13 protein-coding genes and 1 pseudogene are annotated in these 15102 nt (G+C 75.3%); 11 read left to right on the forward strand and 3 right to left on the reverse strand.

Annotation, left to right across the window (positions count from 1 at the left end):
* Positions 1–978 precede the first annotated feature (978 nt).
* Together ABTY61_RS42130 and ABTY61_RS41065 are read left to right on the forward strand one after the other, a co-directional pair.
* Positions 979–1233: pseudogene (locus ABTY61_RS42130) on the forward strand (DEAD/DEAH box helicase); the annotation flags it as partial.
* 573 nt (positions 1234–1806) lie between these two features.
* Entirely contained in the window at positions 1807–2718 is a 912-nt protein-coding gene (locus ABTY61_RS41065; protein WP_350510365.1) for a hypothetical protein, read from the forward strand.
* A 93-nt stretch (positions 2719–2811) separates the two neighbouring features.
* Here ABTY61_RS41065 and ABTY61_RS41070 read toward each other — a convergent pair whose 3' ends face one another.
* The gene (locus ABTY61_RS41070) at positions 2812–4182 is read right to left on the reverse strand and encodes a DUF1015 family protein (protein ID WP_350510356.1); all 1371 of its coding nucleotides are present in this window, start codon (positions 4180–4182) and stop codon (positions 2812–2814) included.
* A gap of 92 nt (positions 4183–4274) precedes the next feature.
* Between ABTY61_RS41070 and ABTY61_RS41075 the strand changes: the two genes are divergently transcribed.
* Positions 4275–4898 (forward strand): tetratricopeptide repeat protein, encoded by a 624-nt coding sequence (locus ABTY61_RS41075; protein ID WP_350510357.1) that lies wholly within the window; start codon positions 4275–4277, stop codon positions 4896–4898.
* Positions 4899–4910: 12 nt separating this feature from the next.
* Positions 4911–5948 (forward strand): HAD-IIA family hydrolase, encoded by a 1038-nt coding sequence (locus tag ABTY61_RS41080; RefSeq protein ID WP_350510358.1) that lies wholly within the window; start codon positions 4911–4913, stop codon positions 5946–5948.
* Between the two features lie 44 nt (positions 5949–5992).
* On the opposite strand, the gene ABTY61_RS41085 is transcribed toward ABTY61_RS41080, so the two are convergent.
* On the reverse strand, positions 5993–6340 hold the full coding sequence (locus tag ABTY61_RS41085) for an SCP2 sterol-binding domain-containing protein (RefSeq protein WP_350510359.1): 348 nt from the start codon (positions 6338–6340) through the stop codon (positions 5993–5995).
* A 157-nt stretch (positions 6341–6497) separates the two neighbouring features.
* Between ABTY61_RS41085 and ABTY61_RS41090 the strand changes: the two genes are divergently transcribed.
* From ABTY61_RS41090 to ABTY61_RS41105, 4 genes are all read left to right on the forward strand, one after another.
* On the forward strand, positions 6498–7304 hold the full coding sequence (locus ABTY61_RS41090; RefSeq protein WP_350510360.1) for a hypothetical protein: 807 nt from the start codon (positions 6498–6500) through the stop codon (positions 7302–7304).
* A complete protein-coding gene (locus ABTY61_RS41095) occupies positions 7288–7521 on the forward strand; it encodes a hypothetical protein (protein ID WP_350510361.1) in 234 nt (77 codons plus the stop codon). The genes ABTY61_RS41090 and ABTY61_RS41095 overlap by 17 nt, the downstream gene beginning before the upstream one ends.
* Positions 7522–7557: 36 nt before the next feature.
* Complete coding sequence (locus tag ABTY61_RS41100; protein ID WP_350510366.1) at positions 7558–8364, forward strand: TlyA family RNA methyltransferase; 807 nt, start codon at positions 7558–7560, stop codon at positions 8362–8364.
* A 91-nt stretch (positions 8365–8455) separates the two neighbouring features.
* Complete coding sequence (locus ABTY61_RS41105; RefSeq protein ID WP_350510362.1) at positions 8456–9364, forward strand: NAD kinase; 909 nt, start codon at positions 8456–8458, stop codon at positions 9362–9364.
* Positions 9365–9394: 30 nt separating this feature from the next.
* Here the strand turns inward: ABTY61_RS41105 and yczR are convergent, their stop codons facing one another.
* Positions 9395–10900 carry a MocR-like transcription factor YczR gene (gene yczR, locus ABTY61_RS41110; protein WP_350510363.1) on the reverse strand — a complete coding sequence of 502 codons (1506 nt, stop codon included), beginning with the start codon at positions 10898–10900 and terminating at the stop codon, positions 9395–9397.
* 124 nt (positions 10901–11024) lie between these two features.
* On the opposite strand from yczR, the gene yczE reads away from it, so the two are divergent.
* The 3 genes from yczE to ABTY61_RS41125 all read left to right on the forward strand — a co-directional run bounded on the left by yczE (position 11025) and on the right by ABTY61_RS41125 (position 14944).
* A complete protein-coding gene (yczE, locus tag ABTY61_RS41115; protein WP_502895531.1) occupies positions 11025–11774 on the forward strand; it encodes a membrane protein YczE in 750 nt (249 codons plus the stop codon).
* 88 nt (positions 11775–11862) lie between these two features.
* Positions 11863–13596 (forward strand): DNA repair protein RecN, encoded by a 1734-nt coding sequence (recN, locus tag ABTY61_RS41120; protein ID WP_350510368.1) that lies wholly within the window; start codon positions 11863–11865, stop codon positions 13594–13596.
* Positions 13597–13777: 181 nt separating this feature from the next.
* Positions 13778–14944, forward strand: coding sequence for a glycosyltransferase family 4 protein (locus ABTY61_RS41125; protein ID WP_350510364.1), 1167 nt, complete (start codon positions 13778–13780; stop codon positions 14942–14944).
* Positions 14945–15102: the final 158 nt, after the last annotated feature.

Consider the following 15102-nt stretch of genomic DNA (forward strand, 5'->3'; position numbering starts at 1 on the left):
TACCCCTGATGCTAGTCCACCCCGCGCCGTGGGTACTGCAGGGGGGACCCTGTGGGAGAGTAGGACGCCGCCGAACAATTATTCAAGGCCGCGGCCCCAGCGATTCGCTGGGGCCGCGGCCTTTTTGTGTTTTGCGAACTTGCATGAGGCCGGCAGGCCGGAACTTCCGCCCAGGCGCGGACGCTTCCGACATGCCGGACAATGGAGATGGTGCACGGCCAGGAGGCCGGCGCCGATACCGCGTGAGGGCACTGACGGTGCCCGGTCCGCGGTGGAGATGAAGCAGCAGAAGGAGTCACGAGGATGTCGAACCAGCCCGAAGGCCGTCCCGAGCGTCGATCGGACGACGGCCGAGGCTACGAGCCCCGGTCGCGTGGGGGCTGGTCCAACGACCGCGGCGGCTTCCGTCGGGACGATCGTGATGACCGTCCGCGTCGTGACGACCGTCCGTCGTTCCGCGACCGCGATGACCGCGGTGGCGACCGTGGCGGCTTCCGCCGTGACGACCGTCCGCAGGGTGGCGGCTTCAACCGCGACCGTGGCGACCGTCCGCAGGGTGGCGGTTTCAACCGCGACCGCGGTGACCGTCCGCAGGGTGGCGGCTTCAACCGCGATGACCGCGGTGGCTTCCGCCGTGACGACCGCCCGCAGGGTGGGTTCCGTCGGGACGATCGTGATGACCGTCCGCGTCGCGACGACCGTCCGCAGGGCGGTGGCTTCAACCGCGACCGTGGTGACCGCCCCCAGGGTGGCGGCTTCAACCGCGATGACCGCGGTGGCTTCCGCCGTGACGACCGCCCGCAGGGTGGGTTCCGTCGCGATGAGCGTGATGACCGTCCGCGTCGTGACGACCGTCCGTCGTTCCGCGACCGCGATGACCGTGGCGGCGACCGCGGTGGCTTCCGCCGCGACGATCGTCCGCAGGGCGGTGGCTTCAACCGCGACCGTGGCGACCGCCCCCAGGGTGGTGGCTTCAACCGCGACGACCGCGGTGGCTTCCGTCGCGACGATCGTCCGCAGGGTGGCGGCTTCAACCGCGACCGTGGCGACCGTCCGCAGGGTGGCGGTTTCAACCGCGATGACCGTGGCGGCGACCGTGGTGGCTTCCGCCGTGACGACCGCCCCTCCGGTTTCAACCGTGACGACCGCCCGCAGGGTGGGTTCCGTCGGGACGATCGTGATGACCGTCCGCGTCGTGACGACCGTCCGTCGTTCCGCGACCGCGATGACCGCGGCGGCGACCGTGGCGGCTTCCGCCGCGACGATCGTCCGCAGGGCGGTGGCTTCAACCGCGACCGTGGCGACCGCCCCCAGGGTGGCGGCTTCAACCGCGACCGTGGCGACCGCCCCCAGGGTGGCGGCTTCAACCGCGACCGTGGCGACCGTCCGCAGGGCGGTGGCTTCAACCGCGACCGTGGTGACCGTCCGCAGGGCGGTGGCTTCAACCGCGACCGTGGTGACCGTCCGCAGGGTGGCGGTTTCAACCGCGACCGTGGTGACCGCCCGCAGGGTGGCGGCTTCAACCGCGATGACCGTGGCGGCGACCGTGGTGGCTTCCGCCGTGACGACCGCCCCTCCGGTTTCAACCGCGACCGTGGTGACCGCCCCCAGGGCGGCGACCGGGGCGGCTTCCGTCGCGATGACCGTGGCGGCGAGCGCGGCGGGTTCCGCCGTGACGACCGCCAGGGTGGCGGCGGCTTCCGCCGTGACGACCGTCCGTCGTACCGCGACCGCGACGACCGTGGCGGCGATCGCGGCCGTGGGGACTACGACGACCGTCGCGGCAACTACGAGCCGGTCAAGCGCCTGCCGATCCCGGAGGACGTCACCGGCTTCGAGCTGGACGCGGACGTGCGCCAGGAGCTCAAGAGCCTGCCCAAGACCCTCGCGGACGATGTCGCCCGCAACCTGGTGATGGTGGCCCGGCTGCTCGACAGCGACGCGGAGGAGGCCTACCAGTACTCGCGCGTCGCGCTGCGACTGGCGTCCCGCGTCGCCGCCGTCCGTGAGGCGGCCGGCTTCGCTTCGTACATGACGCAGCGTTACTCGGAGGCGCTGACCGAGTTCCGCGCCGCCCGCCGGATGACCGGTCGTGCCGACCTGTGGCCCGTGATGGCCGACTGCGAGCGCGGTCTGGGCCGTCCGGAGCGGGCGCTGGCGATGGCCGGTGAGCCCGAGGTGAAGCAGCTGGACAAGGCCGGCCAGGTGGAGATGCGCCTGGTCGCGGCCGGTGCCCGCAGCGACATGGAGCAGTTCGACGCGGCCGTCGTCACCCTGCAGAGCCCGGAGCTGGCCTCCAGCGCCGTGCACTCGTGGACCGCGCGTCTGCGGTACGCCTACGCCGAGGCGCTGATCGCGGCCGGCCGTGGCGACGAGGCCCGTGACTGGTTCGCCAAGGCCGCGGAGGCCGACACCGACGGTTCGACCAACGCCTCCGAGCGCCTGGCCGAGATCGACGGCGTCGAGTTCACCGACGCGCTCGACCCGGAGCTGGCCGAGGAGGACGCCGACCAGGCGGACGCCCCGGCGAAGAAGCGCGGTGGCGACGTCTCCGACGACCGCGTGATCTTCGAGGACGAGGAAGACGTCGAGGAGTACTACGACGAGGACGACCTCGAGATCGACGAGGAGTTCGACGGCGTGGTGCCGGCGCGCGCCGAGGACGCCGAGGCGGACGAGGCCGAGAAGGCCGAGGCCAAGGGCGACGCCCGGAGCTGAGCGTCCTGAAACGCCGTGAGGCCCTGCCGATGCCCCTTCGGGGGACATCGGCAGGGCCTCACGGCGTCCGGGGGCTTCCCGCTGCCCGGCGGACTACCCCAGCGGAAGGCTGCGCAGCACCAGTCCGGTGGCCGGCTTCGGTCCGAACGAGGTGGACTTGCGCGGCATGGTGACGCCCTGTTCGGCCAGCCGCCGCACCACGCTCTCCCGGACCGGGTGCAGCAGTACGGCGGTGCCGCCGGAGCGGGCTGCCTCGCGCTCGGCGGCCGCGGCGGTGTGCAGGTAGCCGATGTCGTCGGGGCCGTCGGGGACGTGCCAGGTGTGGTCGAGCAGGGTGGCGTGCAGCACGGTGGCGTCCAGGTGGCGCCACTCCTCGGGCCGGTCGTGCGGCACGGTCGCCTCCAGCAGGGCTTCCTCGGGCTCGCCGAGCAGCCAGAAGACGCCGTCGCCGCCGGTGAGGACGAAGCCGTTGCCGCCGTGCCGCTTCTGCTCCGCGAGGGCCTGGAGGGCGGCGGTCAGCGGGCCGGGGACCTCCTTGACCTTCCACTGGTCGCCGAGCTTCTCCAGCGCCTCGGCCACCGGCAGCCGGTACAGCACCCGGTGGATGGCCCGGACCCGCAGCGGGTAGCGGGCGGTGTCCACCAGCAGCACCATGCCGCGGTCCCACGGGCTGCGCGGCAGGTGGCGGTGCTCGCGCTGGAGCCGCAGGTACATCTCCCAGCGGTGGTGGCCGTCGGCGATCAGCGCCCGGCAGGTGGCCAGGTCGCGGCCGATCTCGGCGAGGTCGGCGGGGTCGGTGACGGCCCACAGGCGGTGGTGGGTGCCGTCGCTGGTGGCGGTGGAGAGCAGCGGCTCGCCCTCGACGGTCCGCTCGATGACGCCGGCGGCACCGCCGTCGCCGCGGTAGGTGAGCAGCAGCGGTTCGAGGTTGGCCCGGGTGGTGCGCATCAGGCCGACCCGGTCGGCGACCGGCCGGGGCATCACGTCCTCGTGCGGGAGGACGACGCCGACCTCGGGGCCGCTCACCGCGAGGGCGCCGATCAGGCCGCGTTGGAGCAGCTCGGGTGTGTCGCCGGTGCCGGGGACCCGCTGCTCGTAGACGTAGAGGGCCGGCTCCGGGTCCGCGGCGAGGACGCCCTCGCGTTGCCAGGCGGCCAGCAGCCGGGCGGCGTGCCGGTACTTGGTGTCGCGGTCGGGGCGGTCGCCGGCGTCCTCGGGCTCCGGGCGGGGCAGGATCAGCCGGACCACGTTGTGCGGGTCGGCCGTCTCCAGGTCGAGCCGGCGCCCCGGGTCGACGACGTCGTACGGCGGGGACATCACCGAGGCCAGCGCGCCGACCCGGTCGGGGACGTAGCGCAGGCCACGGAAGGGGGACAGGGACAGGCCTGCGGTGGCGACGTGCCCGGGATCGCCGGGGCCGCCCACGGGAGTCTCGACTCCGTCTTCTGCACTGGGTGTGCTCATTCTGGGCATCGTAACCGGGTACGCGTTGTTGAGAGATCGGAATGCCCGCGCCGAGCGGTCGGGCGGGTGTGCGACCGAGGGCGAGGTACGGCATGGAGGACGGGCAGGAACGGTTGGACGGCGGCGCGCCGGGGGAGCGCCCGCCGACGGGTGGTGTCCCGGCCCAGGGGTGGCCGGGGGAGCCGGCCGGGGACGTCTACGACTGGTTCCGGCGGGGGGCGAAGCTGCTGGCCCAGGGGCACCCGGCGGCGGCCGAGCAGCTGCTGGCCCGGGCGGCGGAGGCCGAGCCGCACTCGCGCAGCATCCGGGAGGCGCTGGCCCGGGCGCAGTTCGACGCCGGTTCGTACGCGGCGGCGCTGGAGAACTTCCGGGCCGTGGCGCTGGCGGATCCCTCGGACGACTACGCTCAGTTCGGGTGGGGCGTCGCGGCGGCCCGGTTGGGCGACTTCGAGACTTCCGCCGAGCACTTGGCGCTGGCCGTGGCCATGCGGCCGGAGGCCGACCACTACCGGGCGGCGCTGCGGCAGACCAGGGCGACCCTGGCGGCCCGCGCCGGGGCCTACGGCCCGCTGCTGCCCGGCGTTCCGGCCGGCCGTGACGGCCGGGGCCGGGAGCCGGGGGCGGGCCTGCCCGGCAGGTCGGGGGAGAGCCCGGCGGCGTCAACGACGACGCCTGACCGGGCGGGCAGTGATGAGCAGACGAACCGCAGTGAATGAGGTAGGGCAGGCATGACCGAGACGGCCACCCCCGCGCGACGGACCGCCCCGGGCGGCAGCGACCGCCCGCTGACCGAGGCGTACGACACGGCGCTGCTGGACCTGGACGGCGTGGTCTACGCCGGGCCGCACGCGATCGAGCACGCGGTGGACTCGCTGGCGGCCGCCCGTGCGGCCGGGATGCGGCTCGCGTACGTGACCAACAACGCCTCCCGCCCGCCGCGGGTGGTCGCCGAGCACCTGACCGAGTTGGGCGTGCCGGCCGAGCCCGCGGACGTGATCAACTCGGCCCAGGCAGCCGCCCGGGTGGTCGCCGAGAAGGTGCCGGCCGGGGCGAAGGTGCTGGTCGTGGGCGGCCTGGGGCTGGAGGAGGCGCTGGCCGAGCGCGGGCTGGTCGCGGTCCGCTCGCTGGCCGAGGAGCCGCTCGCGGTGGTGCAGGGCTTCGACCCGTCGGTCGGCTGGGCGCAGCTGGCTGAGGCCGCGTACGCGGTGCGCGGCGGGCTGCCGTGGGTCGCGTCGAACACGGACATGACGGTGCCGACCGCGCGCGGCATCGCGCCCGGCAACGGGACGCTGGTGGCGGCGGTGCGGGCGGCGGCCGGGGTGGAGCCGGAGGTGGCGGGCAAGCCGCTGCCGCCGATGCACCGGGAGACCGTGCTGCGGACGGGCGCGCGGCGCCCGCTGGTGGTCGGGGACCGCCTGGACACCGACATCGAGGGCGCGTTCAACGGCGGGGTGGACAGCCTGCTGGTCTTCACCGGGGTGACCACCCCGGCCCAGCTGCTGGCGGCCCCGGCCGAGCACCGGCCGACGTACCTGGCGGCCGACCTGCGCGGCCTGCTGATCCCGCAGCCGGCGGTGACGGCGGCGGACGGCGGCTTCGCGTGCGGCGGCTGGACGGCCGCGGCGCAGGACGGCGTGCTGCGGCTGGCCGGTGCCGGGGACCGTTGGGACGGCCTGCGGGCGCTGTGCGCGGCGGCGTGGACGGCGCTGGACGCGGACGGCACCCCGGTGGACGGCCGGAAGGCACTGGCCGAGCTGGGCTTCTGACCTGGGTGTCCGGGGCGGCTGCGGAGCAACCGCGGCCGCGGTGCTCAGAGCAGGGTGCGCAGCCGCAGCAGGTCGCGGAGGCCGGCCTCCAGCTTGATCCGGCCGCTCGCCCAGGCGGAGGCGAAGTTGAGTTCGCCGCCGACCAGGGCGAGCAGGTCGTCGCCGGCCATGGTGAGCCGGATCGCGGCCTTCTCGGCGGGCCGGCCGGGCACGGCGACGAGGTCCTGGATCCGGCCGTCGCGCAGCTGCCCGGTGAAGGTCAGGTCGAGGTCGGTGATCCGGCAGCTCAGCGAGCGGTCGAGGGCCGCCGCCTTGCGGGCGCTGCCGTCGGCCTTCGCCAGGTTCCGGCTGAACTGCTCCAGCGCCTCCCGGCACTGCTCCTCGTTCGCCACGGCGCTTCCTCCGTCCCCGGGTCACTACGGTGCGGACTGCCGGGCCACGGTACCTCAGGAGGGTTTTGGCGGTAGCGTCGTCAGTGGGGTGCCCGGAATCGCCCGGGTGCCGAGGGCGACGGAGCGAGGCGCGCGCAGGCGCGGAGGAGGCACCCGGATGCTGCCGAGGTCGGTGCGGGGAGCGGTGGCGGCCGCCGCCGTGGTGGTGGAGGAGGTCGGCAAGCGGGTCGTCGACACTGCTGCCGCGGTCCTGGAGAAGACCGGGGTCGACGTGGCCGAGGTCGAGCGCAGGCTGGGCGGGCAGTTCCCGCCGTCGGCGAAGACGCTGCAGACCCTGGCGGAGGAGGCGGTCACCGCCGGACGGGCCGGGGTGGACCTGGCGGTCGGGGTGGCGCGCAGCGAGGTGGAGAAGGCCTTCGAGAAGGTCGGCGACCAGGTGACCAAGGTCGGCGTGGTGCTGGCGTACCTGGAGAGCAAGCTGCGCGACGTCGAGGAGGAGTCGGCGGCGAAGCCCGGGTCGGGCCCGTACGCGGCCGGGTACCCGGAGGAGGAGCCGGTGCCGGCGCCCCGGGCGGACGACCTGTTCGGGCGCGGCTGGGAGTTCGAGGACGAGCGGGTGGCCGCGGAGCCGATAGTGGCCGAGCGGGTGGAGGTGGACGAGCCGGTCGAGGTCGACCCGCCGGTGGCGCCGGCGCCGCCCGCGGTGGTGGCCGAGACGCCGGTCGTGGCGGAGACCGCGGCGAAGAAGGCGGCGGCGAAGAAGGCCGTGACGCAGAAGGCGGCGTCGAAGAAGACTGCCGCCGCCAAGAAGACCGCGGTCGCCAGGAAGGCCACGGTCAAGAAGGCCGCCGCTGCGAAGCGGACCGAGGTCGAGAACAAGGCCACGGCGAAGCGCACGGCGACGAAGAAGACCACCGTGCGCAAGGCCGCCGGCACGAAGAGGCCCGATGTCCGGGACGAGTGAGCCGGGTGCACCGGCCGAGCCCGTCGAGCCGCTCGGCGGCGCCGACTCCGTCGAGCCGATCGGGGTCGAACTGCTGCCCACCGGGCACCCCGGGGTGGATGCCGGGCTGGCCCGGCTGGAGGCTCTGGGCGGGGTCCCGGCCGAGGCACACGTCGCGGTGTACGAAGATGTTCACCAGCGGCTCGCCGACACGCTGGCCGCGCTCGACCAGGAATGATCCGCAGGACCCGTAGGAGCTGAAACACCAGTGGCAGTGGCACGACGCCGACTCGACGCGGAGCTGGTCCGCCGCAAGCTGGCCCGGTCGCGTGAGCACGCGTCCGAGCTGATCGCGGCCGGCCGGGTGACCGTCGGAGGCACCACCGCGACCAAGCCGGCCACCCAGGTGGAGACCTCGGCGGCGGTCGTGGTGGCCAAGGACGACAACGACCCCGACTACGTCTCGCGCGGCGGGCACAAGCTCGCCGGGGCGTTCGCGGCCTTCGTGCCGCAGGGCCTGGTGGTCGAGGGCCGCCGGGCCCTGGACGCGGGCGCCTCCACCGGCGGGTTCACCGATGTGCTGCTGCGGGCCGGGGCCGCCCACGTGCTGGCGGTGGACGTCGGCTACGGGCAGCTCGCCTGGTCGCTGCAGAGCGACGAGCGGGTGACGGTGATGGACCGCACCAACGTGCGCGAGCTGACCCTGGAGACGATCGGCGGGACCCCCGTCGACCTGGTGGTCGGCGACCTGTCCTTCATCTCGCTGGGCCTGGTGCTGCCGGCGCTGGCCGCCTGCGCGGCCGGGGACGCGGACCTGGTGCTGATGGTCAAGCCGCAGTTCGAGATCGGCAAGGAGCGGCTCGGCAGCGGTGGGGTGGTGCGCAGCCCGCAGCTGCGCGCCGAGATGGTCCGCCAGGTGGCGGGGCAGGCGTGGGAGCTCGGGCTGGGCGTGCGGGCGGTCACCGCGAGCCCCCTGCCCGGTCCGTCCGGGAACGTCGAGTACTTCCTCTGGATGCGCCGGGACGCCCCGCAGCTGGACCCCGCGGACGCGGACCGGGCCGTCGCGGAAGGGCCCCGATAGGGTGCTCTGCGAGCGTCCGGCCCGTCATGCTGGATGGCGCGGCCGCACCGGGCCGAGGGCGACCCGGCAGGCGTAGGGAGAGGGCAGCGGCATGAGCGATGAAGAACGCACGGTCTTCCTGATCGCGCACACCGGCCGGGAGGCGGCGCTGCGCAGCGTCGAGAGCTTGGTGCACGGGCTGCTGAAGGCGGGGCTCCGGATCAGGCTGTTGGAGGCCGAGGCGGTGGACCTCGACCTTCCGGGCGGGGTCGAGAAGGTGGCCGAGGGGCCGGGGGCGGCGGACGGCTGTGAGCTGATCCTGGTCGCCGGCGGGGACGGGACGCTGCTGCGCGGCGCGGAGTTGGCGCGCTCGCACGGGCTGCCGATGCTGGGGATCAACCTCGGCCGGGTCGGCTTCCTGGCCGAGGCGGAGCGGGACGACCTGGCGGTGGTGGTCGAGCGGGTGGTGGACGCCGACTACGAGGTCGAGGAGCGGATGACGATCGATGTGATCGTCCGCACCAACGGCGATGTGGTGCACGAGGACTGGGCGCTGAACGAGGCGTCGATCGAGAAGGCCTCGCGGGAGCGGATGCTGGAGGTGGTGACCGAGGTGGACGGCCGTCCGGTCTCCAACTTCGGCTGCGACGGGGTGGTCTGCGCGACGCCGACCGGATCCACCGCGTACGCCTTCTCGGGCGGCGGGCCGGTGGTGTGGCCGGAGGTGGAGGCGCTGCTGATGGTGCCGATCTCCGCGCACGCGCTGTTCGCCCGGCCGCTGGTGACCTCGCCGGACTCGGTGCTGGCGGTCGAGGTGCAGCCCAAGACCCCGCACGGGGTGCTCTGGTGCGACGGGCGGCGTTCGGTCGAACTGCCCGCCGGGGCACGGGTGGAGGTGCGCCGGGGACAGACGCCGGTGCGGTTGGCCAGACTGCACCGGGCGCCGTTCACCGACCGGCTGGTCGCCAAGTTCGCGCTCCCGGTGACGGGTTGGCGGGGACGCTCGAACACCCCCTGCTGACCCGGCGGTCCGCCGGAGCGTGCGGGCGGCTCAGACCGCCAGCGCCTGGCCCTCGTCGGCCGCGCCGAGCCGGCCGCCCGCCGCCGCGCGGGCGGCCACCGTGGCCAGCCGCTCGACGGCGGCGGGGACGGCCGGGGCGGGCACGGTGAGCGGGATCCGGATGTGGTGCTCGAAGGCGCCGTCCGAGCCGAACCGGTTGCCGGCGGCGATCCGGATCCCGGCGTGCTCTCCGGCCTGGGCGAGTGCCGCGCCGGACAGGCCGTCGGTGTTGACCCACAGCGAGAGGCCGCCGGGCGGCAGCGGGACGCTCCAGTCCGGCAGTCGCTCGGCCAGCGCGGCGGCGAAGGCGTGCGCGGTGGCCCGCAGCCGGTCCGACTGGTGGGCGCGGACGGCCGGGAGCGGTTCGCCGAGCAGGTCGGCGGCGATCAGCTGTTCGAGCACCGCGGTCCCGACGTCGCTGTAGACCCGCTCGGTGGCCAGCCGCCGGACGAGCGCGGGCGCGGCCCGGACCCAGCCGATCCGCAGGCCGCCCCAGAGCAGCTTGCCGGCCGAGCCGACCGTGACCACCTGGGCGGCCCGGTCCAGCGCCGCCATCGGTCGCGGCAGCGGTGTGGACTCCGGTACGCCCCAACCGAGTTCGGCGGTGGTCTCGTCCACCAGCACGATGCTCCCGACGGCCCGGGCGGCGGCCAGCAGCCGGCGGCGCTGCTCCTCGTCGATCAGCGCGCCGGTCGGGTTGTGGAAGTCGGGGATGACGTACGAGACCTTGGGGGCGGCCCCGCGCAGCACCCGCTGCCACTCCGCCAGGTCCCAGTGGGCGGGCGGCGCGGAGGCGTACGGGACCGGGACCAGGCGGGCCCCGGTCAGGCGCAGGGCCTGGAGGGTGTGGGCGTAGCTCGGGGCCTCGACGGCGACCCGGTCGCCGCGGCCGACCAGGACCCGCTGGACCAGGTGCAGGCCGCCCATCGCGCCGGTGGTGACGAGGATCTGGTCGGGAGTGGTGGGCAGCCCGCGCTCGGTGTAGCGGCGGGCCACGGCCTCGCGCAGCACCGGGACGCCGGTGGGGTAGTGGCCGTGGCCGGCGGCGTAGTGCGGCAGCAGTTCGACGGCCCGGGCGGCGGCCTGGCCGAGCCAGGGCTGCGGGGCGGGCAGGGCGGCGACGCCGAGGTCGAGGGTCCGGCCCTGTTCGTCCGGCGGGACGGGGTGCAGGGCGTCGCCGGGCGGCGGGGCGCCCTCGGGCAGGGCGGTCCAGCTGCCGGCGCCGCGACGGCTGAGCAGGTAGCCGTCGCCGCGCAGGGCCTCGTAGGCGGTGGCGACGGTGGTGCGGCTGAGTTCCAGGGCGGAGGCGAGCTCGCGTTCGGCGGGCAGCCGGGCGCCGACCGGCAGCCGGCCCTCGGTGACCAGCAGCCGGATCTGTCCGGCGAGGGTGCGGTAGGCGGGGCGGCGCGCGGTGGCCGGCTCGGGCAGTCGCGTGGCGGCGAGCAGCCGGGCCAGTGCGGGCGGGGAGACGGTGGTGTGCCAGTCGGCCACGATCATCAGTCCACTTGCTCGGAATTGGCCCTGTCAGGGGCCACTTTGGCCCCTTCATGATGGCAGGGCGGCCGCCGAGCCGCCATCACCGGGGCCGCCCCGGGGTGCAGCACCACCGGCAGGAGCAGCAGTGGCCACCACGACCGCGCCCACATCCACCCCTGAGACCCCCGCCACGTCCGCGTCCACATCCGCGTCCATATCCGCGTCCGCGTCCGCGTCCGCTCCGGAGCCGGCCCGGCCGGGCCCGGCCGTCCGGGTCCTCGGCGACACCCATGCGCTGGGCCGCCGGCTCCCGCAGCTCGCCGTCGGCCTCACCCTGTACGGGGTGAGCATGGCGCTGATGCTCCGCTCCGGCCTCGGCCTGGACCCCTGGGACGTCTTCCACCAGGGCCTGCAGCGGGTGCTCGGCCTCACCGTGGGCGCCTGGGTGACCATCTGCGGCGCCCTGGTGCTGCTGCTGTGGATCCCGCTGCGCCAGCGCCCCGGGGTGGGCACCGTCGCCAATGTGCTGATGATCGGCGCGGCGATGGACCTGACCCTGCGGCTGGTCGGCGGGCCGCAGGGCCTGGCCGCCCGGATCGCGCTGATGACCGCCGCGGTGCTGCTCAACGGCGTGGCCTCCGGTCTCTACATCGGCGCCCGGCTCGGTCCGGGCCCGCGGGACGGGCTGATGACCGGCCTGCACCGGCGCACCGGGCGTTCGCTGCGGCTGATCCGCACCGGGATCGAGGTCACCGTGCTGGCCGTCGGGCTGCTGCTGGGCGGCACGGCCGGGGTCGGCACGGTGGTGTACGCGCTGGCGATCGGTCCGCTGGTGCAGCTCTTCCTGCCGTGGTGCACGGTGCCCACCGCCGCCCAAAACCCCCGGAAGGGATGAACTCGGCGGCACGGAGTTGCCGCGCGCCGTTGCCGCTCGTCGCGCTCCGGGGGCGGAACCTCGTAAGGTCGTCTCCGTGTTGGACGAGATGCGGATACGGGATCTTGGGGTCATCGACGATGCGGTGGTCGAGCTGGCCCCCGGCTTCACCGCCGTGACCGGTGAGACCGGTGCCGGCAAGACCATGGTCGTGACCAGCCTCGGCCTCCTGCTCGGCGGCCGGGCCGACCCCGGCCTGGTCCGCCACGGGGCCGGCCGCGCCGTGGTGGAGGGCCGGCTGGAACTGCCCGCCGACTCCCCGGCGGCGGCCCGCGCCGTCGAGGCCGGGGCCGAACTGGACGACGGCGCCCTGCTGATCAGCCGGACCGTCTCCGCCGAGGGCCGCTCCCGGGCCCACGTCGGCGGGCGGGCCGTCCCGGTCGGGCTGCTCACCGAGCTCGGCGAGGACCTGATCGCCGTGCACGGCCAGACCGACCAGCAGCGGCTGCTGCGCCCGGCCCGCCAGCGCGGCGCGCTGGACCGCTACGCGGGCGAGGCGGTGGCCGAGCCGCTGGCCCGCTACCGGGAGACCTACCGCGCCCTGCGGGAGGTCGCGGCCACCCTGGAGGAACTGACCACCCGGGCCCGCGAGCGCGCCCAGGAGGCCGACCTGCTGCGCTTCGGCCTGGACGAGATCGCCGCCGCCGAGCCGGTGGCCGGGGAGGACGTCGAGCTGGCCGCCGAGGCCGAGCGGCTCGGCCACGCCGACGCGCTGTCCTCCGCCGCGACGCTCGCCCACGCCGCCCTGGCCGGCGACCCGGCCGACCCGGAGGCGCTGGACGCGGGCACCCTGCTCGCCCAGTCCCGGCGCGCCCTCGACGCCGTGCGCCACCACGACGAGCGGCTGGCCGGCCTCGCCGACCGGCTGAACGAGGTCGGCTACCTGCTGGCCGACGTCGCCGGGGACCTCGCGGGCTACGCCGACGACCTGGACGCCGACCCGGTGCGCCTGGCCGCAGTCGAGGACCGCCGGTCCGTGCTGGCCCAGCTGCTGCGCAAGTACGGCGGCGGGGAGAACACCCTCGCCGAGGTGATCGCCTGGGCGGAGGACGGCTCCGCCCGGCTCGCCGAACTCGACGGAGACGACGAGCGGATCGACCGGCTCGGCGCCCAGGAGACGGAGCTGCGGGCCGAGTTGGCCGAGCTCGCGGCCGAGGTCTCGGCCGCCCGGCAGGCGGCCGCCGGTCGCTTCGCCGAGGCCGTCTCCGCGGAACTCGCCGAACTCGCCATGCCGCACGCCCGGGTGACCTTCTCGATCTCCCGGGTCGACGACCTGGCAGGCATCGAGCTGGACGGCCGGACCGTCGCATACGGGCCGCACGGCGTGGACGAGGTCGAGGTGCTGCTCGCCCCGCACCCGGGCGCCCAGCCGCGCCCGATCGCCAAGGGCGCCTCGGGCGGTGAGCTCTCCCGGGTGATGCTCGCCGTCGAGGTGGTCTTCGCGGGCGCGGACCCCGTCCCCACCTACCTGTTCGACGAGGTGGACGCGGGCGTCGGCGGCAAGGCCGCCGTCGAGATCGGCCGCCGGCTGGCCAAACTGGCGGAATCCGCCCAGGTCGTGGTGGTCACCCACCTGCCGCAGGTCGCCGCCTTCGCGGACCGGCACCTGGTGGTGGAGAAGACCCACGACGGCACCGTGACCCGTTCCGGTGTCAAGGTGTTGAACGACGAGGAGCGGGTGCGGGAACTCTCCCGGATGCTGGCCGGCCTGGAGGACTCGGAGCTGGGCCGGGCCCACGCCGAGGAACTGCTGGCCGCCGCCCGGGCCCCTCGCCACCGGTAGCGGGAACCGGCGGCCCTCCCCGCGAGGACGGCGACGCGCCCCCGGTGGTGCCGACTGTCCAAGAGGGCCGCCGACCTGGCATGGTGGCGGCTGGACACTGGCTTTCCAGTCCCGAGCGCCGCCGGGCGGGCAATCCTCGCGAAGCGGCGCGCGAACCTGATCGAGTCGGATGCGAGACGACGTGGACCATTCCGCCGCCCGGGTCACCGCGGCCGCCCCGGAACCGGGGCAGCTGCGCGTGGTACTCGTCCTGGCCGCCAGCACCGGCGGCATCGGTGCGCACGTGCGTTCCCTGGCCCAGGGCCTGGTCGCGCACGGGGTGACCGTCACGGTCTGCGCACCGGCCGGCACGGACGCGCTGTTCGGCTTCTCCCGCACCGGCGCCCGGTTCCACACCGTCGACATCACCCCCACCGCGGGTGCCCGCAGCGACGCCACCGCGATCGGCGAGCTGCGCCGGGCCTTCACCGGCGCCGACGTGGTGCACGCCCACGGGCTGCGGGCCGGCCTGCTGTCCGACCTCGCGCTGCGCACCGCCGGCCGCTTCCCGGGGCTGCGTCCGGAGACCCCGCTGGTGGTCACCTCGCACCACGCCCTGCTGGCCACCGGCATGGAGCGGCGCCTGCAACGGCTGATGGAGCGCCGGGTGGCACGCGCCGCCGACCTCGTCCTCGGCGCCTCCTCCGACCTGGTCGCCCGGGCCCGTGAACTGGGCGCCACCGACGCCCGGCTGGGCCCGGTGGCCGCCCCGCCGATGCCCGAGGGCCGACTCGGCCGGCCCGAGGCGCGCGCCGCGCTGCTCGGCGACGGCCCGGACCGCCCGCTGGTGCTGGCGGTCGGCCGGCTCGTCCCGCAGAAGGCCTTCGGGGTGCTGCTGGATGCCACCGCCGAGCTGTCCGCGCTGGACCCGGAGCCGCTGGTGCTGCTGGCCGGGGACGGCCCGGAGGCGGGCCCGCTGCGCGAGCGGGCGACCGCCGAGAAGCTTCCGGTGCGGCTGCTCGGCTACCGCACCGACGTGCCCGACCTGTTGGCCGCCGCGGACGTGGTGGTGGTCTCCAGCCGCTGGGAGGCCCGCTCGCTGGTGGTCCAGGAGGCGATGCGGGCCGGCGTGCCGGTGGTCGCCACCGCCGTCGGCGGCATCCCCGAACTGGTCGGCGACGCCGCCCTGCTGGTGCCGTCGGGGGATCCGGCGGCGCTCGGACGGGCGGTGCGCGGGCTGCTCGCGGACCCGGCCCGCCGCGAGCAGCTGGTGGCGGCCGGCCGGCAGCAGGCCGAGACCTGGCCGGACGAGGCCGCCACTGTCGCCCAGGTGCTCAGCACCTACGACGAGTTGGTGCAGCGGGGCTGAGCGGCCCTCAGACGGTCGCCCGCTCCGCGCGTTCCGCGGTGGTCCGGTCGCCCTCGGCGCCGTCCGGCTGGGCCGACAGGTAGGCGGCGCCGCAGGCGGTCAGCCGCAGCGCGGTGTCGATCAGCGGGACGTGGCTGAACGCCTGCGGGAAGTTGCCG

The organism is Kitasatospora sp. NPDC096128, from assembly GCF_040303105.1.
Classification (GTDB): domain Bacteria; phylum Actinomycetota; class Actinomycetes; order Streptomycetales; family Streptomycetaceae; genus Kitasatospora.

Excerpts from the sequence above, each read along its gene's own strand:
- ABTY61_RS41105 (WP_350510362.1), top strand. The coding sequence starts at position 8,456 with ATGAGCGATGAAGAACGCACGGTCTTCCTGATCGCGCACACCGGCCGG.
- ABTY61_RS41090 (WP_350510360.1), top strand. The coding sequence starts at position 6,498 with ATGCTGCCGAGGTCGGTGCGGGGAGCGGTGGCGGCCGCCGCCGTGGTG.
- recN (WP_350510368.1), top strand. The coding sequence starts at position 11,863 with ATGCGGATACGGGATCTTGGGGTCATCGACGATGCGGTGGTCGAGCTG.
- yczR (WP_350510363.1), bottom strand. The coding sequence starts at position 10,900 with ATGATCGTGGCCGACTGGCACACCACCGTCTCCCCGCCCGCACTGGCC.
- ABTY61_RS41075 (WP_350510357.1), top strand. The coding sequence starts at position 4,275 with ATGGAGGACGGGCAGGAACGGTTGGACGGCGGCGCGCCGGGGGAGCGC.
- ABTY61_RS41095 (WP_350510361.1), top strand. The coding sequence starts at position 7,288 with ATGTCCGGGACGAGTGAGCCGGGTGCACCGGCCGAGCCCGTCGAGCCG.
- ABTY61_RS41070 (WP_350510356.1), bottom strand. The coding sequence starts at position 4,182 with ATGAGCACACCCAGTGCAGAAGACGGAGTCGAGACTCCCGTGGGCGGC.
- ABTY61_RS41080 (WP_350510358.1), top strand. The coding sequence starts at position 4,911 with ATGACCGAGACGGCCACCCCCGCGCGACGGACCGCCCCGGGCGGCAGC.